The organism is Pseudomonas sp. GM49 (genome assembly GCF_000282355.1).
Classification (GTDB): domain Bacteria; phylum Pseudomonadota; class Gammaproteobacteria; order Pseudomonadales; family Pseudomonadaceae; genus Aquipseudomonas.
Genome location: NZ_AKJL01000003.1, coordinates 1 through 15,512, shown reverse-complemented (window position 1 = coordinate 15,512; position 15,512 = coordinate 1). Strand labels below are relative to the sequence as shown.

Genomic DNA, 15,512 nt, shown 5'->3' with positions numbered 1-15,512 from the left:
CTTGTTTTTTGCCCGCCAAGACCTTCAGTGGATAGGGTGTTATGTCCGGAAAAGCGCAACAGCAGTCTCGTATCAAAGAGTTGATCACCCTTGGTCGTGAGCAGGGCTACCTGACTTACGCGGAGGTCAACGACCACCTGCCGGAGGATATTTCAGATCCGGAACAGGTGGAAGACATCATCCGCATGATCAATGACATGGGGATCAACGTATTCGAGGTTGCGCCAGATAAGGATTCCCTTATGCTGGCCGACGCCGATACCGACGAAGCCGCAGCCGAAGAGGCCGCTGCAGCGTTGGCTGCGGTCGAGACCGACATTGGTCGCACTACCGACCCGGTGCGCATGTACATGCGCGAAATGGGTACGGTCGAGCTCCTCACACGCGAAGGCGAAATCGAAATCGCCAAGCGTATTGAAGAGGGCATCCGTGAAGTGATGAGCGCAATCGCGCACTTCCCTGGCACGGTTGATCATATTCTCTCCGAGTACACCCGCGTCACCACCGAAGGTGGCCGCCTGTCTGACGTCCTGAGCGGTTATATCGACCCGGACGACGGCATCGCGCCGCCTGCGGCAGAAGTGCCACCGCCGATTGACGCGAAAGCCGTCAAGGCGGATGACGATTCCGACGACGAAGACGGTGAAGCCTCGGATGACGAGGAAGAAGCCGAAAGCGGTCCGGATCCGATCATCGCCGCCCAGCGTTTTGGCGCTGTGGCCGATCAGATGGAGATCACCCGCAAGGCGCTGAAAAAGCATGGTCGTAACAATAAGGCAACGATTGCCGAGTTGCTGGCCCTGGCCGACCTGTTCATGCCGATCAAACTGGTGCCGAAGCAATTCGAAGCCCTGGTCGAGCGTGTTCGCAGCGCCCTGGATCGCCTGCGTCAACAAGAGCGCGCAATCATGCAGCTCTGCGTTCGTGATGCGCGCATGCCGCGTGCAGACTTCCTGCGCCAGTTCCCGGGCAACGAAGTCGACGAAAGCTGGAGTGACGCCCTGGCCAAAGGCAAAAGCAAATACGCTGAAGCCATTGGCCGCCTGCAGCCGGACATTGTCCGTTGCCAGCAGAAGCTGACCGCGCTGGAAACCGAAACCGGTTTGACGATCGCCGAGATCAAGGACATCAACCGTCGCATGTCGATCGGTGAGGCCAAGGCCCGCCGCGCGAAGAAAGAGATGGTCGAAGCCAACTTGCGTCTGGTGATCTCGATCGCCAAGAAGTACACCAACCGTGGCCTGCAGTTCCTCGATCTGATCCAGGAAGGCAACATCGGTTTGATGAAAGCGGTAGACAAGTTCGAATACCGCCGCGGCTACAAATTCTCGACTTATGCCACCTGGTGGATCCGTCAGGCGATCACTCGCTCGATCGCCGACCAGGCCCGCACCATCCGTATTCCGGTGCACATGATCGAGACGATCAACAAGCTCAACCGCATTTCCCGCCAGATGCTGCAGGAAATGGGTCGTGAACCGACCCCGGAAGAGCTGGGCGAACGCATGGAAATGCCTGAGGACAAGATCCGCAAGGTATTGAAGATCGCTAAAGAGCCGATCTCCATGGAAACCCCGATCGGTGATGACGAAGACTCCCACCTGGGTGACTTCATCGAAGACTCGACCATGCAGTCGCCAATCGATGTCGCAACCGTTGAGAGCCTTAAAGAAGCGACTCGCGAAGTACTGTCCGGCCTCACTGCCCGTGAAGCCAAGGTACTGCGCATGCGCTTCGGTATCGACATGAATACCGACCACACCCTCGAAGAGGTTGGTAAGCAGTTCGACGTGACCCGTGAGCGGATTCGTCAGATCGAAGCCAAGGCGCTGCGCAAGCTGCGCCACCCGACGAGAAGCGAGCATCTGCGCTCCTTCCTCGACGAGTGATACCAGAACCCCCGGCCCAGGCCGGGGGTTTTGTTTTATGGCAGATTAATATCTCCGCACCTCCCCCTCCTCCCTGTAGCCCGTCTACACTCGAAACATTCTCCAGAGCCATAACGAGACCGTTATGCCCAGACTGCCGACCGTGCTTTTTTTGCTGTCGCTGATGACCTGGACCGCAACGGCTGGCGCGCTGACTCTCACTGAGGATGAACGTAGCTGGCTGACGGCTCACCCGGATTTGCGCCTGGGGGTCGATGCGTCGTGGCCGCCTTTCGAGTTTCGTGACGATGAGGGCCGCTACCAGGGTCTTGCCGCGGATTACATCGAGGTCATCCGCAAAAGGCTGGCAACCCGGCTCACACCCATCGAACCGGTGAGCTGGACCGCCGTCCTGGAACAAGCCAAAAAAGGCAAACTGGACCTGCTGCCAGGCATCATGTCGACCCCGGAACGCCAGAAGTACCTGTCGTTCACCCGCCCCTATCTGGATTTTCCGATTGTCATCCTGGCCCATGTCGGGGGCCCCCAGCCACACAACCTGCAAGACCTGTACGGCCTGAAAATCGCCGTGGTGGAAAACTACGCCCCCCACGAGCTGCTGCGCAGCCACCATCCCGACTTGAACCTGGTGGCGATGCCCAACGTCAGCTCGGCGCTACAGGCACTGGCCACCGACGCAGTGGACGCCGTGGTGGGCGATCTGGCTTCCAGCGTCTGGAGCCTGCGCCAACTCAAGCTCGACGGGTTGTATGTCAGCGGTGAAACCCCCTATCGATATCAACTGGCCATGGCTGTACCCCGCGACAACAAGATGCTGGTCGGCATTCTCGACAAAGTCCTGGCGGACATGAGCCCCGCCGAAATCAGCGCCATTCAGGAACATTGGGTCGGTAACGTCCTCGATCATCGAACTTTCTGGAATGACCTGGTGGTGTATGGCCTGCCCGGATTGCTGCTGCTGACTACCGTGCTGGCGGTGGTTATCCGCATCAACCGCCGCTTGAGCTCGGAAATCGCCCGCCGTGTCGACCTTGAACAGGAACTGCGTAGCAGCGAATACCACTACCGTGGCCTGGTGGAGAGCCTGTCGGCCATCGCCTGGGAAGCAAAAGTCACCGACTTCACCTACAGCTATGTATCGCCCCACGCCGAGGATCTTCTCGGTTACCCCCTGTCCCACTGGCTGATTCCGGGCTTCTGGCGCAACATCATTCACCCCGCCGACCTTATCCGCGCCCAGACCTTCTGCGATCACGAAGTGCTGGCCGGGCGCGATCACCGCCTCGATTACCGTGTGATCACCGCCGACGGCCGCTGCCTGTGGGTGCGCGATATCGTCAGCCTGATCGAACACGGGCATGAGCCGGTGTTGCGCGGGTTGATGATCGATATCACCGACGCCAAGCGCACCGAAGAAGCCCTGCGCCTGTCGGAACAGAAATTTGCATCCGTGTTCCAGCAATGCCCGGACATTCTGGTGATCGCGCGCCTGAGCGACGGTTGCCTGCTGGAAGTCAACGAAGCGTTCGAAGAACAGATCGGCCTCAAGGCCGAGGACGTCATTGGCCAGACCGCCACCAACCTGAACATCTGGGGGATTCCCGGTGTTGGGCCGGGTCTGTTGCAACGCTTGCAGGCCGGCAGCATCCGCAACCTGGAAATGCCCTTTCGTCGCAGCAACGGCCAGGTGTTTACCGGCCTGATCTCCGCCGAACCGTTCAACCTCGACATGACACCGGCGCTGGTGGTCGTGGTGCGGGACATCACCCAGCTCAAGGAAACCCAGCAACAGCTGCAAACTTCCGAAGAAAAATTCGCCAAGGCCTTCCACGCCTCCCCCGACGGCTTGCTGCTGTCGCGGCAAAGCGATGGCTTGCTGTTGGAGGTCAACGAGGGTTTTAGCCGCATCACCGGGTTCAACAGCGCCATGTCGGTGGATCGTTCGGCGCTGGACCTGGGAATCTGGGTCAACCTCAATGAACGCAAGCAAATGCTCGACCTGCTGCACCGCGACGGTTTTGTCCGCGACTTCAGCTGCCACATCCGCCGCAGCGACGGGCAGATCCGCCTCTGTGAAGTGTCCAGCCGTCCGCTGCCGATTGGCGATGAAGACTGCATGCTGACCATCGCCCGGGACATCACCGATCGGCACCTGATGCAGGAAAAACTGCAACAGGCCGCCACCGTGTTCGAAAGCACCGCCGAAGGCGTGTTGATCACCGATACCCAACAACACATCAGTGCGGTGAACCGAGCGTTCACCGAAATCACCGGTTACAGCGAAAACGAAGCCCTGGGCCACACGCCGCGCTTGCTCGCCTCGGGCCTGCATGACAGCGCGTTCTACGCGGCCATGTGGCATCAATTGACCGCCGAAGGTCATTGGCAGGGCGAGATTTCCAATCGGCGCAAGAATGGCGAACTGTATCCAAGCTGGCTGACCATCAGTGCCGTGCGCAACCACGACAAGTTCATCACCCACTTTGTCGCGGTGTTCGCCGACATTTCCAGCCTCAAGCATGCCCAGGCCAAACTCGACTACCAGGCGCACCACGACCCGCTGACCGGCCTGCCGAACCGCACGCTGTTCGAAAGCCGCTTGCTGACGGCGCTCAACAACCAGCAGGAAAACGGCGGCCAGGGCGCCGTGCTGTTCCTCGACCTTGACCGCTTCAAACACATCAACGACAGCCTCGGCCACCCGGTCGGCGACCTGCTGCTCAAAGGCATTGCCGTACGTCTCAAGGAGCAATTGCGTGATATCGACACCGTGGCGCGCCTGGGTGGTGACGAATTCATCATCCTGCTGCCGGGCCTGCAACAATCCAGCGATGCCGACCACATCGCCACCAAACTGCTCAATTGTTTCGCCGCGCCGTTCCAGGCCGGCGAACACGAGTTTTTCATCAGCGCCAGCATCGGCACCAGCCTCTATCCGAAGGATGGCTGCGACGTTGCCACACTGATCAAGAACGCCGACGCCGCGATGTACCGTTCCAAGGCCAAGGGCCGCAACCGTGTCGAAAGCTACACCCGCGACCTCACCGCCCAGGCCAGCGAACGCGTAGCGCTGGAACACGAACTGCGCCGCGCCATCGAACGCAACGAGTTGCACCTGTGCTACCAACCGAAAATCAGCCTCGTGGACTACAGCCTGGTCGGCGCCGAAGCCCTGATCCGCTGGCGCCATCCGACCTTTGGCGACGTGCCGCGGGAACACTTCATCCCGCTGGCGGAAGAAAACGGCATGATCCTGCAAATCGGCGACTGGGTCCTGGAAACCGCCTGCCGGCAGATGGCTGAATGGCATCGGCTGTACGACAATCCCGGCCCGCTGTCGGTCAACCTTGCCGGCGCCCAATTGCGCCAACCCACTCTGCTGGGCCGTATCGAACAGTTGCTCAAGGACAACGGCCTCAATCCCGGTTTCCTGCAACTGGAAATCACCGAAAACTTCATCATGAGCCAGGCCGAGGAAGCGCTGGCGGTGCTGCATCAACTCAAACAACTGGGCGTGCAACTGGCCATTGATGACTTCGGTACCGGTTACTCGTCCCTGAGCTACCTCAAGCGTCTGCCACTGGACATCCTCAAGATCGACCAGTCTTTCGTCCGCGGCCTGCCGGACGATCCCCACGATGCGGCGATCGTACGCGCCATCATCGCGCTCGGGCGCAGCATGCAATTCACCGTGATTGCCGAAGGAGTCGAGACCCTGGCGCAACAGCAATTCCTCGCTGCCGAGGGCTGTGAACAAATCCAGGGCTACATCGTCAGCCTGCCCCTGCCCCCGGACGAATTTGCCGCGACGTTTCTTCGTACAACCGTAATGGCTTTTTCGGATGGCACAGTAGCGAAACCGTCGTTATAATCCGCGGCCTACTGAGGGCCTATAGCTCAGTTGGTTAGAGCAGAGGACTCATAATCCTTTGGTCCACGGTTCAAGTCCGTGTGGGCCCACCAAACAAAAAAGCCGCGCATTGCGCGGCTTTTTCGTATCTGACGTTTAGTTTTGTTTACTTATGGTCTCGCTTTATCGGATGACGCCCGCAGACCTTGTAGGCAAACTCCGAATCTTGCTTTTGGGCACTTTGCCGCCTTGTTGCGCTTTTCTTTGACGGGATAGTCTCTGGTCGTCGCTGAACATTCAGCGATCGGGCTTGGAAACCCGACGAAATTAGACGCAACAGATTGCCCACCTCAATTTCGAGTTATGGCTGCTGTGCGTGGGACGTCCCTGGGCGTGCCGGTTTCCTAGTTTCCCGGTTTTCCAACCTGCGCACAGCTGCCACCCATTCGCTTGGAAACGAACGTGACAGCTCCTTAAAAAATTAGGAGTTTGAACATGAGCATATCCGCACCTTCAGAACTAAAAACCGTCGGCTTCACCCCCTTCCTGTATCTCTCGGATCAACCCCTGTTCCACGTCTGCCGCGACGTCCCCATCGCCGACGCCCTGGCCCAAGCCTCCGACCTGCTGTTCCTCGCCAAGTCCCTGACAGTCGATGCCGCCTACGCCCAAGACTCCGACCGTCACGCCTGGGCGGCACATTACCTGACGACGATGAGCAAAGCGGTGATTGATGATGTGGTGAAGGTGCTGACGCGTCGGCCTGCCGGAGCAAGCAAGGACGCGAACCGATGAACCTGTAGGAGCGAGCTTGCTCGCGAAGAAATCACAGGCGACGCTAACTATCTGGTTTCTCGCGTTATCGTTCACAATCTTCGCGAGCAAGCTCGCTCCTACAATGTATGCACGCGCTGCTCGGGCCACATCCGCTCAAGCGCCTCACCCGTCAACACCACCTCATACGTATCCGCCGCCCGCCCCCACTGCTCCACGATGGCCATGCCGTCGACCAGTGCCCCAGCCAATTCGGCAATCGTTTCGGCCTGATCTTCTATGATTTTTTGAGTCCGATCCCACACCCGATCAGTCATCGCTTTAAGCTGCGCCGCTATTCGCTCAGACGACGCTGGATCGGTATCCGGGTAGACGAGGTTGCGCAGCAGATGCTGAAGTTCCCTGATTTTTGCGTAATCCTGTTCCGCCCCCTGCCCGCCTTTGAGGATGGCTGTGGCTTTCGATTTATCGACGCGTTTCACGGCTGTATTTTTTGAAGGGAGTGTCTGTGCCATCGCACCCGCCAAGAGGACCATCATCCGGGCTTCCAGATGTTCCTTCATGGCTTCTATCGAAAAAATTGAACGCGCCAAGCTGATGGACGCCCCACCTTGATGCCTCAAATCCATGGTCACCGTCAGGTGCACACCCCCCGTTTCGAACCTCAGGGCTCTGGCCACCACGTAGTGCCCCATTTCGTGATGGGCGATCTGCAATGCACGGTCCCGTACAGCGACAGGCAGCTTTGTCGTCATATCCTTCGCCTCGCACTCTCGACTGCATTAACCCTAGCCGATTTACGCACACCGTCTTTCGGCCATTCAACAGCAAAAAGCCGCGCAATCCGTCCGGTTGACGACCACAAGCGCCCCGTCGAACGAGCCTGTAACATGCTGCACCATTGATCCGCGCCAATGGAGATCCCCCTTTGCCTGACACTCGCCCACCCGTCCTCGATGAAATCGACCGCCAGTTGATTGCCGCCCTGCAGATCAACGCCCGCGAGAGCGTGGCCATGCTGGCCCGGCAACTGGGCATTGCCCGCACCACCGTCACTTCGCGCCTGGCGCGGCTGGAAAAAGCCAAAGTGATCACCGGTTACGGTGTGCGCCTCGGGCAGCGGGTGGTGGATGGCGGGTTACAGGCGTATGTGGGGATCACTGTGCAACCGCGTTCCGGCAAGGAAGTGCTGCGGCGGCTGAGCGCGATGGCGCAGGTGCAGCAGTTGTGTGCGGTGAGTGGCGAATTTGATTATGTAGCGTGGCTGCGCACCGATTCGCCGGAGCAGCTGGATCAGTTGCTGGATCAGATTGGCAGTGTGGATGGGGTGGAGAAGACCACGACGTCGATCATCTTGAGCAGCAAGATTGATCGGGGGCAGCCGGTTTGAGTTTTCAGGCCAGGGTTCATCAGTGACTGACCTGGCGCTATCGCGAGCAAGCTCGCTCCCACAGTGGACAGTCCGCACATCAACATCGTCATATTGACCAATAAAATAGCAAAACGACGACACTTTGCGTCTTATTAACGTGTTCTGTGCTCTCTAGAATGGCTGGCATCTTTTCCTATACTCAGATGCGCATTCCGCGTCGGGTCGCCAGCAAGGTCAGCCATGAACAAGAACAATCGCCATCCCGCAGACGGTAAAAAACCAGTCACCATTTTCGGCCCGGACTTTCCTTTCGCCTTCGACGACTGGATCGAACACCCGGCTGGCCTGGGCAGCATTCCCGAGCACAATCATGGTGCCGAAGTGGCGATTGTCGGTGGCGGGATTGCCGGCCTGGTGGCCGCGTACGAGTTGATGAAGCTGGGTCTCAAACCCGTCGTCTACGAAGCCTCGAAAATGGGTGGCCGTCTGCGCTCCCAGGCGTTCAACGGCGCTGAAGGCATCGTCGCCGAGCTGGGCGGCATGCGCTTCCCGGTGTCGTCCACTGCGTTCTATCACTACGTCGACAAGCTCGGCCTGGAAACCAAACCGTTCCCCAACCCGCTGACACCCGCATCGGGCAGCACGGTGATCGACCTCGAAGGCCAGACTCATTACGCACAGAAACTGTCGGATCTTCCTGCACTGTTCCAGGAAGTAGCTGACGCCTGGGCCGATGCCCTGGAGGCCGGTTCGCAGTTCTCGGATATCCAGCAAGCCATTCGCGACCGCGACGTGCCGCGCCTCAAGGAACTGTGGAACACGCTGGTGCCGCTGTGGGACGACCGCACCTTCTACGACTTCGTCGCCACCTCCAAAGCGTTCGCCAAGCTCTCGTTCCATCACCGCGAAGTGTTCGGCCAGGTCGGTTTCGGTACTGGCGGCTGGGACTCGGACTTCCCCAACTCGATGCTGGAAATCTTCCGCGTGGTGATGACCAACTGTGATGACCATCAGCACCTGGTGGTCGGCGGGGTGGAACAGGTGCCGCAGGGCATCTGGCGCCATGTGCCGGAGCGTTGCGCGCACTGGCCGGCCGGCACCAGCCTTAGCTCCCTGCACAGCGGCGCACCGCGTACCGGTGTGAAGAAGATTGCTCACGCGCCGGGCGGCCGTTTCGCCGTCACCGATAACTGGGGCGACACCCGCGAATACGCCGCCGTGTTGACCACGTGCCAGAGCTGGCTGCTGACCACCCAGATCGAATGCGACGAAACCCTGTTCTCGCAAAAGATGTGGATGGCCCTGGACCGCACCCGCTACATGCAGTCGTCGAAAACCTTCGTGATGGTTGACCGTCCGTTCTGGAAGGACAAGGACCCGGAAACCGGCCGCGACCTGATGAGCATGACCCTCACCGACCGCCTGACCCGCGGCACCTACCTGTTCGACAACGGCGATGACAAACCGGGGGTGATTTGCCTGTCGTACTCGTGGATGAGCGACGCGCTGAAAATGCTCCCGCACCCGGTGGAAAAACGCGTGAAACTGGCGCTGGATGCACTGAAAAAGATCTACCCGAAAGTCGACATCGCGGCCCGCATCATTGGCGATCCGATCACGGTTTCCTGGGAAGCCGACCCGCATTTCCTCGGCGCGTTCAAAGGCGCCCTGCCCGGCCACTACCGCTACAACCAGCGCATGTACGCGCACTTCATGCAGGACGACATGCCGGCCGAGCAGCGCGGGATCTTCATTGCCGGTGACGACGTTTCGTGGACGCCGGCATGGGTTGAAGGCGCGGTGCAGACCTCGCTCAACGCGGTGTGGGGGATCATGAAACACTTCGGCGGTGCAACTCACGCCGAGAATCCGGGTCCAGGAGATGTATTCAATGAGATCGGACCGATCGCCCTGCCCGAGTAAGAGGAATCCGAAATGCGCGTAGCCCTTTACCAATGTCCACCGTTGCCGCTGGATGTCGCCGGCAACCTGCAACGCCTGCAACAACTGGCGCTGGAGGCAAAAGGCGCGGACCTGCTGGTGTTGCCGGAGATGTTCCTGACCGGCTACAACATCGGCGTCGATGCCGTCAGCGTCCTCGCGGAGGTGTACAACGGCGAATCGGCGCAGCAGATTGCGCGCATTGCCAAAGCTGCCGGGATCGCCATCTTGTATGGCTATCCGGAGCGCACCGCCGACGGGCAGATCTACAACGCCGTGCAGTTGATCGACGCCAATGGCGAGCGCGTGTGCAACTACCGCAAGACGCACTTGTTCGGCGACCTCGATCACTCGATGTTCAGTGCAGGCGCGGACGAGTTTCCCATCGTTGAGCTCAACGGCTGGAAACTCGGTTTCCTGATCTGCTACGACCTGGAGTTTCCGGAAAACGCCCGACGCCTGGCCCTGGGCGGCGCCGAGCTGATTCTGGTGCCGACCGCGAACATGATTCCATTCGATTTCGTCGCCGATGTCACCGTGCGTTCCCGCGCCTTCGAAAACCAATGCTATGTGGCTTACGCCAACTACTGTGGCCATGAAGGCGACATCCACTATTGCGGCCAGAGCAGCATTGCTGCGCCGGATGGCAGCCGTATCGCTCAGGCGGGACTGGATGAATCGCTGATTGTCGGTGAGCTGGATCGACAGTTGATGGTCGATTCCCGTGCCGCCAATCGCTACCTGATCGATCGTCGTCCCGAGCTTTACGGCGAGCTGAACAAGTCCTAATCCGCTAGCATTGGCACTTCACTGTTCTGGAAGTGCCCATGCCCGCGCTGAATCACCCTCTCCCTCTCACTGAAACCCTGGCCAACGGCTTGCGGGTGACGCTGCGTCATGCGCCGAATTTGAAGCGTTGCGCTGCGGCATTGCGCGTCGCGACCGGCAGCCATGACGTGCCGCTGACCTGGCCGGGGCTGGCGCACTTTCTTGAGCATTTGCTGTTTCTCGGCACCGCGCGTTTTCCCGCCGATCAAGGGTTGATGGCCTACGTACAACGGCATGGTGGACAGTTGAATGCACGCACTAGCGAGCGCGCCACGGATTACTTTTTCGAATTGCCAGCGCAGGCTTTTGCCGGTGGGTTGGAGCGTCTGTCAGACATGCTCGCTCATCCGCGTATGAATCCGGACGATCAGCAGCGGGAACGGGAGGTGCTACACGCTGAATTTGTCGCCTGGTCCCAGGATGCAGCCGCGCAACAGCAATTTTCGCTCTTCGATGGACTGTCAGAGTTGCATCCGCTTCGCGGTTTCCATGCTGGTAATCGCGACAGTCTGGCGGTGGAGCAACCCGGGTTTCAGCAGGCTTTGCAGGACTTTCATCAGCGGTTTTATCAGACCGGGCAGATGACCTTGAGCCTGGCTGGGCCGCAGAGTCTCGAAGAGCTGAGGGCGCTGGCTGAAGCGTTTGGCAACGTCATCACCAAGGGAGAAAACGTCGAGCAACAAGCTCCTGTGCCACTGATGTTGACGTCAGAAAAAAGTTATCAACAGGCTGGAGAACGGCGTCTGGATTGGCTGTTCGCACTCGAAGCACTGCCCGATTTCTCTGCGCAAGCGCTGGCGTTCCTGTGCCACTGGCTGAATCTGGCAAAACCCGGCGGCTTGTTGGCAAACCTGCGCGAGCGCGGGCTGGCCGATAACCTGAAAGCCCAACCGCTGTACCAGTTCGCCGGGCAAGCTTTGCTGCATATCGAATTCACCCTGCCCGCCGCAACCTCGGCAACAGGCATCCGCGAATGCCTGATGGACTGGCTCGGTTTTTTTGCCGAACAAGACTGGAACCGATTGCGTGAAGAATACGCAACCCTGCTCCAGCGCCAGCAGCAAGTCAGCAGTGCCTTGCAACTGGCCCGACTGGACAGCGAACAGCGCGAAGTCGTGTTATCCGACAAAGGCGTTACAGCCCTCAAGCAAATCCTCCAACAAATTGGAGCTGTGGATAACTTCTGTGGCCCATGGCAATTGCCCGCCCCAAATCCTTTCCTGCGCTGCGAAGCACCGGCACCCAACGCCGGATTGATTCGCGGCCAGACCAGCGCCCACCGCGGCCTGCGTACTTTTGCCCAGGATCGCTCGCGCAGCCGTCGTGAACGTTCTCCGATGCAATTCAGCCAGGCATTCCCGGACAACGGTGCTGAAGGTGCGATCTATCTGCGTTGGCGCCTGGACTCGACTCCCGGTAGCAACCTTCAATCACGGCTGGAAAATAACCTGCATCCGTTGCGAGAAGACGCGCGCCAGGCCGGCGTGGACTTTTCCTTCAGTGCGTCGGGCAACGAATGGTTGCTGAAGCTGAACGGGCTACAGGAGCCGATGCCCTCCGTCCTGGAGCATGCGCTCAAAGAACTGACAAAACCTGATGCCACTGTCTCACCATCAGAATCGACGAGCGTTGCGTTAATGCCGATTCGACAACTACTCAAGGTATTGCCCGATCACTGTCTTGGGCACACCGCGAATTCGGATGACGTACAGCAACTCTGGTCAAGTGCGCGCTGGGATGGGCTGGCCTTCGGTTTGTCAGCTCAGACTCAAGCGGCCATGGGTCTGGCCTTGAGCCGCATACCCGGCACGCCGGACAATCAACTGACGGCGCCAGCTTCGATCCATTCACAACGTCTGTGGAGCAATGTCGATACCGCCTCCAGCGAGCACGCGCTGCTGCTGTTCTGTCCGACAGCCACCCAGGAAATGGCCGACGAAGCCGCGTGGCGTTTGCTCGCGCATGTCTGTCAGACGCCGTTCTACCAGCGCCTGCGGGTGGAGCTGCAACTCGGCTATGCGGTGTTCAGCGCCCTGCGGCAGATTCACGGACAAACCGGACTGCTGTTCGGTGTGCAATCGCCAAGCGTTGCGCCGATGGACCTGCTGCAACACATCGAGCAATTCCTGAATCGATTGCCGGAACTGATCAACGCAATCAACGACACCACCTTCACCGCTCAACGCAAGGCCCTGGCGGATCAGTTTTCCAGCGCCACGCTCACCACGGCCCAGGCGGCCGAATTGCTCTGGCAGGGCAAACTGGCTGGCCGCTCGTCGGATTATCTGACGCAATTACCCGAGGCCATTTTGCAGATCGACCGGGCCGCGCTATTGGCTGCGACCCGACGCCTGAATCAGGCCGAGGGCGGCTGGTGCTGCCTGGCCAGCGCCGCCAGCCCGGGCGAGCCATGGCAAGCGGCAAAATGATCGTTACCGGGGCTGTAAGGAGCTTTCTCAAAGTTTCACGGGCAATCTCTTTGAAATTTTGAGTAACATAGCAACCTAACTATCTGGAACATCTCTGACTTGAGGTGGACTATATCTATAGATAGCGCTGTCCCACCCACCTGAAGGAGTTCAATTTATGGCCTGGACCAAACCTGCCTACACCGACCTGCGTATCGGCTTTGAAGTCACCATGTACTTCGCAAGCCGCTAATCTCTACCTTGGTAGACGTGCAGCACAACGCCTCGGTTATCCGAGGCGTTTTATTTTCAGCGTTGAAATGATGGAGCGTCCATGTTTGTCCAGATTCTAGGTTCCGCCGCCGGCGGCGGCTTCCCCCAGTGGAACTGCAACTGCGTGAACTGCGCAGGCTTTCGCGACGGCAGCCTGCGGGCCAAGGCGCGGACGCAGTCGTCCATCGCGATTTCCGATGACGGCGTGAACTGGGTACTGTGCAACACCTCCCCGGACATCCGCGCCCAACTCCAGGGCTTCGCCCCGATGCAACCGGGCCGCGCCCTGCGCGATACCGGGATCGGCGCGATCATCCTGATGGACAGCCAGATCGACCACACCACCGGCCTGCTCATGTTGCGCGAAGGTTGCCCGCATCAGGTGTGGTGCACCGACATGGTCCATGAAGACCTGAGCAGCGGCTTTCCGCTGTTCACCATGCTGACTCACTGGAATGGCGGGCTGAACTGGAACCGCATCGACCTCGATCAAAGCTTCACCATCCCCGCCTGCCCGAACCTGCGTTTCACCCCGCTGCCTTTGCGCAGTGCCGCACCGCCGTACTCGCCGCACCGTTTCGACCCGCATCCGGGCGACAACATCGGCCTGATCGTCGAAGACCGGGGCACGGGTGGCAAACTGTTCTACGCACCGGGTCTGGGCAAGGTGGATGCGGCGTTACTGGAGATCATGGCCGGCAGCGATTGCCTGTTGGTGGATGGCACGTTGTGGGACGACGATGAAATGCAGCGTCGCGGCGTCGGCACCCGCACCGGTCGCGAGATGGGACACCTGGCACAAAACGGCCCCGGCGGCATGCTCGAAGTGCTGGAGCAACTGCCCGAGCAGCGCAAGGTGCTTATCCACATCAACAACACCAACCCGATTCTCGATGAGGATTCGCCGGAGCGGGCGGAGCTGGATCGGCGCCAGGTTGAAGTGGCGTATGACGGCATGAGTATTGTGTTGTAGCGAATGGCCCTTTCGCGGGCAAGCCCGCTCCCACAGTTGACCGCATTCCCCTGTGGGAGCGGGCTTGCCCGCGAAGGCGTCCGACCAGACACCAGAGATTTCAACGGTTGCGCACCGGAGAACCGCAATGACTGACACCCCGATGTCCCCCGCCGAATTCGAAGCGGCCCTGCGCGCCAAAGGCGCCTACTACCACATCCATCACCCCTACCACGTGGCGATGTATGAAGGCCGGGCCACCCGCGAACAGATTCAGGGTTGGGTCGCCAACCGCTTTTACTATCAGGTGAACATTCCCCTGAAAGACGCGGCGATCCTCGCTAACTGCCCTGACCGCGAGATCCGCCGCGAGTGGATTCAGCGCCTGCTCGACCACGACGGTGCGCCCGGTGAAGACGGCGGCATCGAAGCCTGGCTGCGCCTGGGCCAGGCCGTGGGCCTCGACCCGGACCAGTTGCGTTCCCAGGAGCTGGTATTGCCCGGCGTGCGCTTCGCCGTGGACGCCTACGTCAACTTCGCCCGCCGCGCCAGCTGGCAGGAGGCTGCCAGCAGTTCGCTGACCGAACTGTTCGCCCCGCAAATCCACCAATCGCGCCTGGACAGTTGGCCCCAGCATTACCCATGGATCGACCCGGCCGGCTACGAGTATTTCCGCACGCGCCTGGGCCAGGCACGGCGTGATGTCGAGCATGGTCTGGCGATCACGTTGCAGCACTACACCACCCGAGAAGGCCAGGAGCGCATGCTGGAAATTCTCCAGTTCAAACTGGACATTCTTTGGAGCATGCTCGATGCCATGAGCATGGCCTACGAACTGAAACGCCCGCCGTATCACAGCGTGACCGGGGAGCGGGTCTGGCACAAAGGAATCACCTTATGAGTTTCGATCGCAGCAAGACCCCGACCTGGCGCCCCGGCTACCGCTTCCAGTACGAACCGGCGCAAAAAGGCCACGTGCTGCTGTACCCGGAAGGCATGATCAAACTCAACGAAAGTGCCGCGCTGATCGGCGGTTTGATAGACGGTGAGCGGGATGTTGCGGCGATCATCAATGAACTTGACCAACAGTTTCCCGGCGTGCCCGAGCTCGGAGACGACATCGAGCAATTCATGGAGGTTGCCCGTGCGCAGCACTGGATCGAACTTGTCTGATTCATCAAGGCAAGTACCGCCCAAACCCGACGTCGGCCTGCCGCTGTGGCTG

General features: G+C 59.7%; 12 protein-coding genes and 1 tRNA gene. 12 read left to right on the top strand and 1 reads right to left on the bottom strand.

The window, feature by feature from the left end:
* Nucleotides 1–41: 41 nt before the first annotated feature.
* The 4 genes from rpoD to PMI29_RS29180 all read left to right on the top strand — a co-directional run bounded on the left by rpoD (nt 42) and on the right by PMI29_RS29180 (nt 6,534).
* Nucleotides 42–1,889 carry an RNA polymerase sigma factor RpoD gene (rpoD, locus tag PMI29_RS29165; RefSeq protein WP_007993193.1) on the top strand — a complete coding sequence of 616 codons (1,848 nt, stop codon included), beginning with the start codon at nt 42–44 and terminating at the stop codon, nt 1,887–1,889.
* Nucleotides 1,890–2,013: 124 nt separating this feature from the next.
* Nucleotides 2,014–5,760 (top strand): bifunctional diguanylate cyclase/phosphodiesterase, encoded by a 3,747-nt coding sequence (locus PMI29_RS29170; protein ID WP_007993192.1) that lies wholly within the window; start codon nt 2,014–2,016, stop codon nt 5,758–5,760.
* A 15-nt stretch (nt 5,761–5,775) separates the two neighbouring features.
* Nucleotides 5,776–5,852: transfer RNA gene (locus PMI29_RS29175), tRNA-Ile, on the top strand.
* A 382-nt stretch (nt 5,853–6,234) separates the two neighbouring features.
* Nucleotides 6,235–6,534 (top strand): DUF3077 domain-containing protein, encoded by a 300-nt coding sequence (locus PMI29_RS29180; protein WP_007993190.1) that lies wholly within the window; start codon nt 6,235–6,237, stop codon nt 6,532–6,534.
* A gap of 98 nt (nt 6,535–6,632) precedes the next feature.
* Here the strand turns inward: PMI29_RS29180 and PMI29_RS29185 are convergent, their stop codons facing one another.
* The gene (locus tag PMI29_RS29185; protein ID WP_007993188.1) at nt 6,633–7,268 is read right to left on the bottom strand and encodes a hypothetical protein; all 636 of its coding nucleotides are present in this window, start codon (nt 7,266–7,268) and stop codon (nt 6,633–6,635) included.
* 173 nt (nt 7,269–7,441) lie between these two features.
* Between PMI29_RS29185 and PMI29_RS29190 the strand changes: the two genes are divergently transcribed.
* The 8 genes from PMI29_RS29190 (at nt 7,442) to pqqD (ending at nt 15,460) form a co-directional block, all read left to right on the top strand.
* Nucleotides 7,442–7,903 (top strand): Lrp/AsnC family transcriptional regulator, encoded by a 462-nt coding sequence (locus PMI29_RS29190; protein WP_007980298.1) that lies wholly within the window; start codon nt 7,442–7,444, stop codon nt 7,901–7,903.
* A 222-nt stretch (nt 7,904–8,125) separates the two neighbouring features.
* On the top strand, nt 8,126–9,808 hold the full coding sequence (locus PMI29_RS29195; protein ID WP_007993186.1) for a flavin monoamine oxidase family protein: 1,683 nt from the start codon (nt 8,126–8,128) through the stop codon (nt 9,806–9,808).
* Nucleotides 9,809–9,820: 12 nt separating this feature from the next.
* Entirely contained in the window at nt 9,821–10,615 is a 795-nt protein-coding gene (locus tag PMI29_RS29200) for a carbon-nitrogen hydrolase family protein (protein WP_007993185.1), read from the top strand.
* A 38-nt stretch (nt 10,616–10,653) separates the two neighbouring features.
* Nucleotides 10,654–13,083, top strand: a complete 2,430-nt coding sequence (gene pqqF, locus PMI29_RS29205) for a pyrroloquinoline quinone biosynthesis protein PqqF (RefSeq protein ID WP_007993184.1) — start codon at nt 10,654–10,656, stop codon at nt 13,081–13,083.
* A 157-nt stretch (nt 13,084–13,240) separates the two neighbouring features.
* Nucleotides 13,241–13,315, top strand: a complete 75-nt coding sequence (gene pqqA / locus PMI29_RS30660; protein WP_003444522.1) for a pyrroloquinoline quinone precursor peptide PqqA — start codon at nt 13,241–13,243, stop codon at nt 13,313–13,315.
* Between the two features lie 81 nt (nt 13,316–13,396).
* Nucleotides 13,397–14,308: a pyrroloquinoline quinone biosynthesis protein PqqB gene (gene pqqB, locus PMI29_RS29210; RefSeq protein WP_007993181.1), complete on the top strand. Its 912-nt coding sequence runs from the start codon at nt 13,397–13,399 to the stop codon at nt 14,306–14,308.
* A gap of 127 nt (nt 14,309–14,435) precedes the next feature.
* The gene (gene pqqC / locus PMI29_RS29215; protein WP_007993179.1) at nt 14,436–15,188 is read left to right on the top strand and encodes a pyrroloquinoline-quinone synthase PqqC; all 753 of its coding nucleotides are present in this window, start codon (nt 14,436–14,438) and stop codon (nt 15,186–15,188) included.
* The gene (gene pqqD / locus PMI29_RS29220) at nt 15,185–15,460 is read left to right on the top strand and encodes a pyrroloquinoline quinone biosynthesis peptide chaperone PqqD (protein ID WP_007993177.1); all 276 of its coding nucleotides are present in this window, start codon (nt 15,185–15,187) and stop codon (nt 15,458–15,460) included. Before pqqC ends, pqqD begins: the two co-directional genes overlap by 4 nt.
* The last annotated feature ends 52 nt before the right edge of the window (nt 15,461–15,512 follow it).

Bases quoted from the DNA above. Each gene is read 5' to 3' on its own strand.
- rpoD (WP_007993193.1), top strand. From the start codon at position 42: ATGTCCGGAAAAGCGCAACAGCAGTCTCGTATCAAAGAGTTGATCACC.
- PMI29_RS29195 (WP_007993186.1), top strand. From the start codon at position 8,126: ATGAACAAGAACAATCGCCATCCCGCAGACGGTAAAAAACCAGTCACC.
- pqqF (WP_007993184.1), top strand. From the start codon at position 10,654: ATGCCCGCGCTGAATCACCCTCTCCCTCTCACTGAAACCCTGGCCAAC.
- PMI29_RS29200 (WP_007993185.1), top strand. From the start codon at position 9,821: ATGCGCGTAGCCCTTTACCAATGTCCACCGTTGCCGCTGGATGTCGCC.
- pqqC (WP_007993179.1), top strand. From the start codon at position 14,436: ATGACTGACACCCCGATGTCCCCCGCCGAATTCGAAGCGGCCCTGCGC.
- pqqB (WP_007993181.1), top strand. From the start codon at position 13,397: ATGTTTGTCCAGATTCTAGGTTCCGCCGCCGGCGGCGGCTTCCCCCAG.
- pqqD (WP_007993177.1), top strand. From the start codon at position 15,185: ATGAGTTTCGATCGCAGCAAGACCCCGACCTGGCGCCCCGGCTACCGC.
- PMI29_RS29180 (WP_007993190.1), top strand. From the start codon at position 6,235: ATGAGCATATCCGCACCTTCAGAACTAAAAACCGTCGGCTTCACCCCC.
- PMI29_RS29185 (WP_007993188.1), bottom strand. From the start codon at position 7,268: ATGACGACAAAGCTGCCTGTCGCTGTACGGGACCGTGCATTGCAGATC.
- PMI29_RS29170 (WP_007993192.1), top strand. From the start codon at position 2,014: ATGCCCAGACTGCCGACCGTGCTTTTTTTGCTGTCGCTGATGACCTGG.